Genomic DNA, 10157 nt, shown 5'->3' with positions numbered 1-10157 from the left:
TAACAAACTCTTCTGCTGCTGTTGGGTGAATAGCAACAGTGTTATCAAAGTCTTTTTTAGTTGCACCCATTTTAAGTGCCACAGCAAACCCTTGTAACATTTCGTCCATACCATACCCTATACCATGTATTCCAACAATTTTTTCGTCAGACCCCACACAAACCAGTTTCATTCGACAAGGTTGGCGGTGACTTGTGACAGCCGTATACATAGCCGTAAAGCTTGAAGTGTATACTTTGACGTTTTCATCACCGTATTCTAAAATCGCTTGCGGTTCGGTTAAGCCTACAGTACCAATTGCTGGATGCGTAAATACCACTGTTGGAATATTAGTATAATCTAAATGTTCATCAGGTTTGTTATTAAACAATCTTTCCGATAAACGACGCCCAGCTGCAACAGCAACAGGTGTTAAAGCCATTGCGCCAGTATCATCACCAACAGAATAAATGCCAGGCACGTTCGTATTTTGGAATTTATCGACAATAACAAATCCGTTATCATTAACGTCAATACCTGCCGCAGATAAGTTCATATCCTGTGTAGCGGGTTCACGACCTATTGCCCAAATTAGACAATCAACCGTATAACTTTCACCATTTTCAAGGGTTAAGGTTAAACTATCATCGCTATTTTTAGTAACTGATTGTGGAATAGCAAACGTGTGTAGATGCTGTCCTTCTTCCGTTATTACTTCCATTAAGGTTTTAATAATCAACGGATCAAACGATCTTAATGGTGTTGCTTGACGAATAAATTGGTGAGTCTCTGCCCCTAATGCATGCACAACCCCTGCAATTTCACAAGCAATATACCCTGCCCCAACCACAGCAACGCGTTTAGGTAAAGATTTTAATGCAAAAAAACCATCAGAGGTAATACCATATTCTGCACCAGGGATAGTTGGGATTGTCGGTTTACCCCCTACTGCAATTAAAATGTGATCGGCACTGTAATGTTCACCATTTACTTCAATTGTATGTGCATCAACAAATTTAGCGTAACCGAATATGATATCAACATTGTTATTAGTTAAAACACGATCATAGGATTGGTGAATACGATCGATATAGGCATTTCGGCTATCAAGTAATTTATCCCAATTAAATTGATTAATTGTCGTATCAAAACCGTAATCCGGACCGTAGTGATTAATTGCTTCGGCGATTTGTGCACCATACCACATCACTTTTTTAGGTACACAACCTACGTTAACACATGTTCCACCTAACAATTTTGCTTCTATAATTGCACATTTTTTACCATATGACGCTGCTCGGTTCACTGATGCGATACCGCCACTTCCACCGCCAATCGCTATATAATCATAATGTTTGGTCATTAAATATCCTCTGTAATCGTTCTCCCAAATTAAGTAATAGCTTTGCACAAAGTGAATAATAAAAAAAGCGTTAATTATAAAATTTAACAATAGATTTTAACGATTGATCTTAGGTATATTGGATAAAAAACCATTTTATTAGGGCGTTAGGTATATAAAGCTCTTAATTTTCAGCCTATCTGGGGAAGTAATATTAAAATGAAAAGCGAGTATAAAACGTTTGATTAGTGTAACGCCCGCTAGACTAATCGGTTACTTGATTCAGTAACCGATTTTGTCGAAGAAAGTTAGCGGTTTTTAATGGCATTGATAATGTTGGTGGTTGAGCAACCATCTTCAAAATTGAGGACTTTGACTGTGCCACCGGCAGCAGTGACTTCTTTGCCTCCCGCAATATCTTCAGGTTTATAATCACCGCCTTTGACTAATACATCTGGCAGGATGCTGGCAATAAGTCGTTGTGGTGTCTCCTCTTCAAATGGAACAACCCAATCAACTGAATTGAGTGCACCCAGAACAATCATGCGTTGCATAAGTGGATTAATGGGTCTTGATTCACCTTTTAATTGTTTTACTGATGCATCACTGTTAACTGCAACGATGAGACGATCGCCCAGTTTTCTTGCATTAGCAAGGTAAGATACATGTCCTGCATGCAGGATATCAAAACAACCATTGGTCATCACAATTTTTTCACCACGCATGCGAGCTTTTTTTACTTCTTCCTTAAGCTCATCTTCAGTCATTACTCCAAAACCATCATCGGCACGTGCACGGATAGCGTTGCTCAGTTCAACCTGCGAAACGGTTGATGTACCCAGTTTGCCAACCACAACACCTGCAGCAGCATTGGCAAGGAAACAGCTCTCTTCTAATGATTGACCGGCAGCCAAGGCCGCGGCTAATGTGGCAATAACGGTATCACCTGCTCCCGTTACATCAAACACTTCTTTCGCTTGTGTTGGTAGATGATAAATTGGTTTATTTAATTGCAACAAGGTCATGCCTTTTTCACTACGAGTCACTAATAGTGCTTTTAGATCATATTGCTTAATCAGTTGATGACCTTTTTCAACAATATCTTCTTCTGTTTGGCATCGACCAACTACTGCTTCAAATTCCGACATATTTGGAGTAAGTAACGTCGCGCCTCGGTAACGTTCAAAATCCGTACCTTTAGGATCGACCAATACCGGAACATTTGCTTGATTAGCCAGTTTTATCATGGCTTGTACTGCCGATAGCGCACCTTTGGCGTAATCCGACAAAACCATAACTTTATGTGTTTCTAATGCGGTTTGAATGCGTTCAAGCATGGGTGTAGAATCAACATTACCAAACCCCTCTTCAAAATCAATACGAATTAATTGCTGATTGCGCGATAAAACGCGTAATTTGGTAATAGTCGGATGTGTCGATACTGATACAAAATCACATTGTACTTTGTGTTTACTTAATTGTTCATCAAGAATTTTGGCAGGTTCGTCAATACCCGTTAAACCAATTAAACGTGCATTACCACACAGTGAAGTGATATTCATTGCAACGTTGGCCGCTCCGCCGGGTCTTTCTTCTAAGGCATCAATTTTGACAACCGGTACGGGCGCTTCGGGCGATATGCGATTAGTGCCTCCATACCAATAGCGATCGAGCATGATATCACCCACAACGAGTACATTAGCACGATTAAAATCAGGTAATGATGTTTTCATTATGATTAGTTATCCTTACTGGTTATTTAAATCATATTTATCGGTTATTACTTTTCATCTTCGTCTTCGGATGCAAAAGCATCTTCTTCACTATCTTCGTGTTTACGTGGTTGATAAAAACGTGCAAAGAAAGTTCCGATTTCAAAAAGCAGACAGATAGGTACAGCTAATAAAATTTGAGAAAAGACATCAGGAGGTGTGACAAACATAGCGACAGCAAACACCCCTACAATGATGTACGGGCGTTTTTTACGTAGGCTTTGAGGTGTAGTTATGCCTGTCCAACAGAGTAATATAATAGCAACAGGGACCTCAAAAGCGAAACCAAATACAATAAAAAGAGTCATCACAAAATCAAGATATTTTGTGATATCAGTATTAATCGCCACATCAATCGGTGCCGTGTGGATAAAAAAGTAAAACGCCAGTGGAAATACGACGAAATAGGCAAAAGCAATGCCAAGATAAAAAAGAACAGTGCTTGATACAATTAATGGCATAACCAAGCGTTTTTCATGCTGATACAATGCTGGCGCAACAAATCCCCAGACTTGGTAAAGTACATAAGGAATTGAGATAAATATTGCCACTACAGCGGTTAATTTAATCGGGGTAAAAAATGGCGCGGCAATATCTGTTGCAATCATACTGCTACCTTGTGGTAACTGACTGATAAGTGGATTTGCCACAATATGATAAATATCATTAGAAAAATAGAGTAAACCGCTAAATACGACTAATATACAAATAATACAACGTAGTAGGCGTGTTCTGAGTTCGACAAGATGTCCAATTAAAGGTTGTGTAGCGTCGTCAGTCATGATTTATCTTTATCTGAGTGAATTTGAGGATCCAATTGAGAGGCCGAATCGATCTCTTTTTGTAACGATTCTGTTACGCGTTTTAAGTCATCAATTGATTCCTGAATTTCTGGAGTCAGTGCTTTTAAACCGCTTTGTTCAGCTTTTTTTAAACTGTCTTGCAACTCTTGCAATTTTAGTTCTTTGTTTAATTCCAGTTGCACTGTTGCTGACATACGGCGCAGTACTTTTATCCAACCAGCAACAGTTTTAATAGCGACAGGCAATCGCTCTGGCCCTAATACCACCAGTCCAATAATTAATACTAATAATAGCTGACCAAAGCTGATGTCAAACACGTGTTACTCTTTTTTAGAATTATTGTCATCAGTCGAATTAAGATTTTCAACTTTTGCTGAATTACTGCTTTCGGGTTTATCATCGTCATCATTCATGGCTTTTTTAAAGCCTTTAATTGATGCACCAAGGTCAGAGCCCAACGAGCGTAACTTTTTAGTTCCAAATAATAACACAACAACAGCAATTAATATGAGTAGTTGAGGCAAGCTTGGCATCATGATATCTATCTCCAATAAAGTTGAGATTTAAATTATACACTTAAATAATAAGATTCCAACAGTAACAATTAATGAATAATAAGCAATGCAATACCCGCAACACTCACTAAAGCAAGTATTGTCATTAAATATTGCTGACATCTTTTACTTTGTTGTAACTCTTGGTTAATTTGTTTTAATTGGGTATTCATCTGTTTGGTTATTCGTTCATAATCATTCAATTTCGCTGGTAACTGAGGCAAAATGATTCGCCATTGCGGTAATGATTCCCATGCTTGTTGCAATAGCTTTTGCGCACTATATTTATCTTTATACCATTTTTCTAAAAAAGGTTTGGCAGTTTGCCATAGATCAAGTTCAGGATAAAGCTGGCGACCCAATCCTTCAATATAAAATAATGTTTTTTCAAGCAGTATTAATTGTGGTTGAATATCCATCTCAAATTGTCGAGCTACCTCAAACAATTGCAATAAAATGTGTGAAAATGATATTTCGGCCAGTGGCTTGGCAAAAGCTGGCTCACAAACATTTCGCATAGCCCTTTCAAGAGCCACAATATCGGTTGTTTCAGGTACCCAGCCAGAAGCAATATAGGTTTCCGCTATTTTTCGATAATCGCGATTAAAAAAAGCTAAGAAGTTTTCAGCAAGATAACGCTGATCATCATTACTTAATATGCCAACAATTGCGCAATCAATCCCGATATAACGAGGATCGTTAGGATCAGAGATATCTACAAAAATATTACCTGGGTGCATGTCCGCATGGAAAAAGTTATCACGAAAGACTTGAGTAAAGAAAGCTTGAACGCCGCGCTGGGCAAGTAATTTCATATCGACATTATGTTGTTTAAGTTGCTCAACATTGGCAATAGGAACCCCTTTCACTCGTTCTTCAACAAGGACGTTCTTTCGACATAACTCTTGATATACATAAGGAATATATAAAATATTACTATTGATAAAATTTTCTCGTAATCTAGCAGTATTATAAGCCTCTTGCAGTAAATCGAGCTCTTTTAATAGTGTTGATTCATAATCTCGGACGATTTCAACAGCACGCAGTTTCTCGCCAAATTTTATACGTTTAGTAAATTGTTTTGCGACCCAATGCATCAAACCAATATCGGCTTGAATTGCTGGCATAATATTAGGACGTAATACCTTGATTACGATTTCGGCTTGACTATGTTTTAATGTAGCCGTATGCACTTGAGCGATTGATGCTGACGCTAATGGTTTTTCATCGAAATTAGTAAAATAATAGTCGATGGGTTGTTCAAGTGCTTGTTCAATAAGTTGTTTAGCAATTTTACCGTCAAAAGGATCGACCTGATCTTGTAATTTTGCTAATGCATTCGCAATGTCTTTGGGTAACACATCACGCCGAGTTGAGATCATCTGCCCGAATTTTATCCAAACCGGTCCTAACTCTTGTAAAGCTTGACGTAAACGTTCACCAATTGGTTGTTGCTTGGCTTTCGGTTTCACCCAAAATAGACAAAGCAATAAAAAGCGTAGCCATTTTGATAAACGATGTGCTGGCAAAAGCTCATTCAAACGATAAGCATGAAATACTGTTAATATTTTATAAAGTCGAAAAAATGTCATTATTTGTCATCGCTTCAAAATTTAAAGCCAGTATGTAATGCGACAATTCCACCTGTCATGTTGTGATATTTAACATCGACAAAGCCTGCATCTTCCATCATTTTTTTTAGGGTATTTTGATTTGGATGCATGCGGATTGATTCAGCTAAATAACGATAACTATCAGAATCGTTTGCCACAATTTTGCCCATTAATGGTAACATGGTAAAGGAATAAAGATCATAAGCTTTATTTAGAATTTTGTATTGTGGTTTAGAAAATTCCAGAATGAGTAAACGTCCACCCGGCTTTAATACTCGCCACATAGATCGTAATGCTTTATCTTTATCAGTAACATTGCGAAGACCAAACGAAATGGTAATACAATCAAAATAGTTATCCGCAAAAGGTAATTCTTCAGCATTAGCCTGTACATATTCGATATTTTTAAATAGGCCTTTGTCGCGCAGTTTATCACGTCCAACTTTTAACATGGATTCATTGATGTCTGCCAAGACAACTAAACCATTATCACCGACAAGTTGAGAAAATTTTGCAGTTAAATCACCCGTTCCACCAGCAAGGTCTAACACTTTTTGACCTTTACGCACACTGCTATATTCAATGGTGATTTTTTTCCAAATACGATGAATACCAAATGACATCAAATCATTCATTACATCATATTTATCCGCAACAGAATGAAATACATCGGCGACACGTTTAACTTTTTCTTCTTTTAAGACTTGCCGATAACCAAAATCAATTTTTTCTTGATTTGTATTATCTTGATTGTCAGATGATTGAGACATAAAAATTTACCTATCACAAAGATTTAGCTTATTTTAACATAAGCATGAATAAATGTGATGAACTAAATCAATAATGCTTCAACCATCTTGCTTACCGTTTCAAAATGTTGTGCAGGAGTATGATTAGGATCGAGATCATTTTGATGAATCACTAAATCGAAATGATAACTGTCTTTCAGCCCTTTCAACACTTGATTTTCTTTTTCAAAAATCTGTGTGTAATATTGAGCTAATGTATCAAAGTCAATCGTTGTGAAAAGCAGTTTATTGCTATTTTCTACTGCTCTTGAAAGCCGTTCCACATGTAAAATTGCAATGCGAATATAATCTGTTTCACTAAGATAACGTTGATTATATGGCGTTGAAATCTCTCGGTCTATATAGTTAATGTAACCATTACTGACATGTTGCGTATTATAAATATTGGCCAGTTGTAGCGACAACTCATTGAATTTACCTTGGCCAATAATTGCGACTTTTTTGACAAAAAATGGTTTAGCCGCATCAGCAATAAATGACCAGTTTTTATAAGGATTTTGGCGAACTTGCGTCGCGCTGATGTTCATAAAATTACGATCAGCATCAACAATAATTACTGGGCAATCGAAATAGAATTCATAATCTTTGACATCTTGTGGTTCACTGGTGAATACAACATTTGGTTTAATTTTATGCTTAGATAAAATCTGTTTAACACGATCACTCCAATCTTTCCAGCCATTGGGGTAAGATTTAATGCCCGCTTCATCTAAAATGTGTATATGAATATTATGACGATCTTTAAACGTTTCTTTTAACCATGAAAAACGATCGCTAACTTGAGGTTGCCTTGGTAGATGACTTTTATCAAAAAGTTCTTTATCTCGTGTTGCTTCACAACCCAAAAAAATATGCAGCTCATCAACTTGTGTCATTGCTTTTTCAATTAAATAGATATGACCACAATGTAAAGGATAAAACTTACCAAAAATTAAACCAACTTTATACTCATACGTCATAACAAACACCAACACATTTATATGCTTTACTAGTTAACAATGTACAGAAAAAAAAAGCTATTTCTAATCAAATGATGCTATTAAATATATTTCACCAAAGAACCTTTCAGGTCCTTCAGCGTAACATTATGATAATATTTAATTAAATTATAATTCAATATTTTTATAAATTTGATAATAAAATCCCTGTAGCAACTGAAATATTGAGTGCCGGCATATTATCATTACCTTTCAAATGTACAACGACATCAGCACAGTTAACAAGTTTCATATTAATTTGCTGAAAAATAACTAAAGCAATCTTTTTATTAAATTGAACTTTATGTAATTCGCTCGAAGCAACCGATTTGGTTTGACAAGGTAGTAAAGCAACGATTTGATAACCTTGTTGCTTTAACATATCAAGCGAAGCAACAAAATCATCACTTTTAATGGATTCAACTGCTTCTATACCACCCTCAGCGACTCGCATTGCAGCGCCACCACTATCAAGCAGATTTGTTTGACGTAACATGACAGCATTTACACGATAAAAAGCTGCACTTCTTATTAATCCTCCTAAATTATGCGGATTATTAACATCATCAATCGCTAAAATACAATCCTTATCGGTATTACTTTTTTGTTCTAAATAATTTAATAAGTTTAATGGAATACGTTTTTTAACAATCAAACAGACTCCACCATGATGCTGTGTTTGGGTTATTTTATTAAGCTGTTCATTAGAAACAATATCATAACCTAAACGCTCTTGAACTAACCAATTGATTAACTCTTTAAACTGATAAGTCATCTCTTGGATAATAAACAATTTTACAATAGCACTGCGTCGATGTTTGAATACCGCTTTACAACTATTTTCGCTGTAAACTAAAGTTTCTTCTTTACGTTGTCGATATCCGTCATAACCAAATGTCGGTGTTTGATCATTGGCACGTACTTTCTTCTGCCATGGAGAATCGTGTTCAATTTCTGATGGAGATCGATTTAATTCAATAACAATACTTTTTTTTGCAAACCTTGGTCTATCACTGCGTGCTTTAAAAGTTTCAATACGGTCATTACGATCACGCTTCGGTTTAGACTGAAAAGCATCATTTTTACGCTTATCTTTCCATCCAGTTGATTTTTGTTTATTAGCACGAGAGTCTTTTTTAGGCTCGCTATGTTTAGCGTAAAAAATAGTTGGTTTACTTTTTTCAGTATTGTCGGTCATATCAATCTCACAATTAATCGGTTATCGCGTTCGGATGGTTGGGGCTATCTTATCTAATACACCATTAACAAATTTATGGCTATCAGCTGCACCGAATGTTTTAGTCAAGTCTATCGCTTCGTTTATCACAACTTTATAAGGTACATCTTGACGCTTCATTAATTCATAAAGTGCAATACGTAATATGGCAAGTTCTACTTGACCTAGTTCTTCGACTTTACGTTCAGTGAGATAAGGAGCCATTTTTTCGTCTAATTCCGCAGTGTTTTTAGCAACACCATGTAACAGTTCTCGAAAATACTTAGTATCAACACCTTTCATGTCTTGTTCTGCAATAAAACTGGTCTCAACATCAGCAAGATCGTTTCTAGACACTTGCCAAGAGTAAATGGCCTGTACTGCACACTCTCTTGCTCGACGACGAGGATTAACTAATGCCACTAAATTACTCCTTAATTGCTTTGATAATATTTAGCATTTCTAATGCAGTTAACGCTGCTTCGGCACCTTTATTGCCAGCTTTTGTACCTGCACGTTCAATAGCTTGTTCAATAGATTCGGTTGTTAAAATACCAAATCCCACCGGAATGGTATGATCCAAACTTGCATTTAATAATCCAGAACTCGATTCACCTGCAACAAAGTCAAAATGAGCTGTGCTACCTCGAATAACCGTACCTAACGCCACAATTGCATCGTATTTTTTTGATTGCGCTGCAACTTTAGCGGTTAAGGGAATTTCGTAAGCACCTGGCACCCAAATTATGGTAATGTTTTTTTCGTCAACTTGACCAATACGAGTCAACGCATCGACAGCACCATTGACCAAACTTTCGTTAATAAATTGATTAAATCGAGCCACAATAATGGCAACTTTAGCATTGGGTGCTGCAACTTGACCTGTAACAGTTTGCATGTTAATTCCTTATTTATTGATTTTAAATGCAATTTCACTATCTTTATTTGTGAAAATTTTCCTGTAAAATTGTATCACAAATTAACGGCTTATCCTATTGGCAAATAACGCTTCGAACAAGCTTTATCTAACAATTTATTGGTAAAAGAAATACAAATATTTTGTCTATTAATGCTCAATAATTTTTTTTCATT

Annotated in this window: 10 protein-coding genes and 1 pseudogene; all 11 read right to left on the bottom strand. The window is 36.5% G+C overall.

Translation table 11 applies throughout. The features are described from left to right. The coding region (gene gorA, locus H3S73_RS01055) for a glutathione-disulfide reductase (RefSeq protein ID WP_198248888.1) at positions 1-1342 on the bottom strand (1342 nt) is incomplete at its 3' end. A gap of 287 nt (positions 1343-1629) precedes the next feature. Then, positions 1630-3054: a bifunctional D-glycero-beta-D-manno-heptose-7-phosphate kinase/D-glycero-beta-D-manno-heptose 1-phosphate adenylyltransferase HldE gene (hldE, locus tag H3S73_RS01050; RefSeq protein WP_144091348.1), complete on the bottom strand. Its 1425-nt coding sequence runs from the start codon at positions 3052-3054 to the stop codon at positions 1630-1632. Positions 3055-3101: 47 nt separating this feature from the next. Continuing rightward, complete coding sequence (gene tatC / locus H3S73_RS01045; protein ID WP_198235836.1) at positions 3102-3875, bottom strand: twin-arginine translocase subunit TatC; 774 nt, start codon at positions 3873-3875, stop codon at positions 3102-3104. Positions 3876-3889: 14 nt separating this feature from the next. Next, positions 3890-4213 (bottom strand): annotated as a pseudogene (gene tatB, locus H3S73_RS01040) (Sec-independent protein translocase protein TatB); the annotation flags it as partial. Positions 4214-4216: 3 nt separating this feature from the next. Beyond that, complete coding sequence (gene tatA / locus H3S73_RS01035) at positions 4217-4432, bottom strand: twin-arginine translocase TatA/TatE family subunit (RefSeq protein WP_232352440.1); 216 nt, start codon at positions 4430-4432, stop codon at positions 4217-4219. A 68-nt stretch (positions 4433-4500) separates the two neighbouring features. Beyond that, the gene (gene ubiB, locus H3S73_RS01030; protein ID WP_198235837.1) at positions 4501-6042 is read right to left on the bottom strand and encodes a ubiquinone biosynthesis regulatory protein kinase UbiB; all 1542 of its coding nucleotides are present in this window, start codon (positions 6040-6042) and stop codon (positions 4501-4503) included. 14 nt (positions 6043-6056) lie between these two features. After that, positions 6057-6833 (bottom strand): bifunctional demethylmenaquinone methyltransferase/2-methoxy-6-polyprenyl-1,4-benzoquinol methylase UbiE, encoded by a 777-nt coding sequence (gene ubiE, locus H3S73_RS01025; protein ID WP_086326087.1) that lies wholly within the window; start codon positions 6831-6833, stop codon positions 6057-6059. Positions 6834-6895: 62 nt separating this feature from the next. Further along, positions 6896-7831 carry a multifunctional transcriptional regulator/nicotinamide-nucleotide adenylyltransferase/ribosylnicotinamide kinase NadR gene (gene nadR / locus H3S73_RS01020; RefSeq protein ID WP_198226897.1) on the bottom strand — a complete coding sequence of 312 codons (936 nt, stop codon included), beginning with the start codon at positions 7829-7831 and terminating at the stop codon, positions 6896-6898. 163 nt (positions 7832-7994) lie between these two features. Further along, positions 7995-9047, bottom strand: coding sequence for a TrmH family RNA methyltransferase (locus H3S73_RS01015; protein WP_198235838.1), 1053 nt, complete (start codon positions 9045-9047; stop codon positions 7995-7997). Between the two features lie 21 nt (positions 9048-9068). Then, complete coding sequence (nusB, locus tag H3S73_RS01010; RefSeq protein ID WP_025316228.1) at positions 9069-9488, bottom strand: transcription antitermination factor NusB; 420 nt, start codon at positions 9486-9488, stop codon at positions 9069-9071. A 4-nt stretch (positions 9489-9492) separates the two neighbouring features. Then, positions 9493-9963 carry a 6,7-dimethyl-8-ribityllumazine synthase gene (ribE, locus tag H3S73_RS01005; RefSeq protein WP_065738607.1) on the bottom strand — a complete coding sequence of 157 codons (471 nt, stop codon included), beginning with the start codon at positions 9961-9963 and terminating at the stop codon, positions 9493-9495. Positions 9964-10157 lie beyond the last annotated feature (194 nt).

Origin of the sequence: Gilliamella sp. B14384G12 (assembly GCF_016101825.1) — a bacterium.
Taxonomy (GTDB): domain Bacteria; phylum Pseudomonadota; class Gammaproteobacteria; order Enterobacterales; family Orbaceae; genus Gilliamella; species Gilliamella apicola_N.
This window is presented reverse-complemented; position numbering and strand designations above follow the sequence as displayed.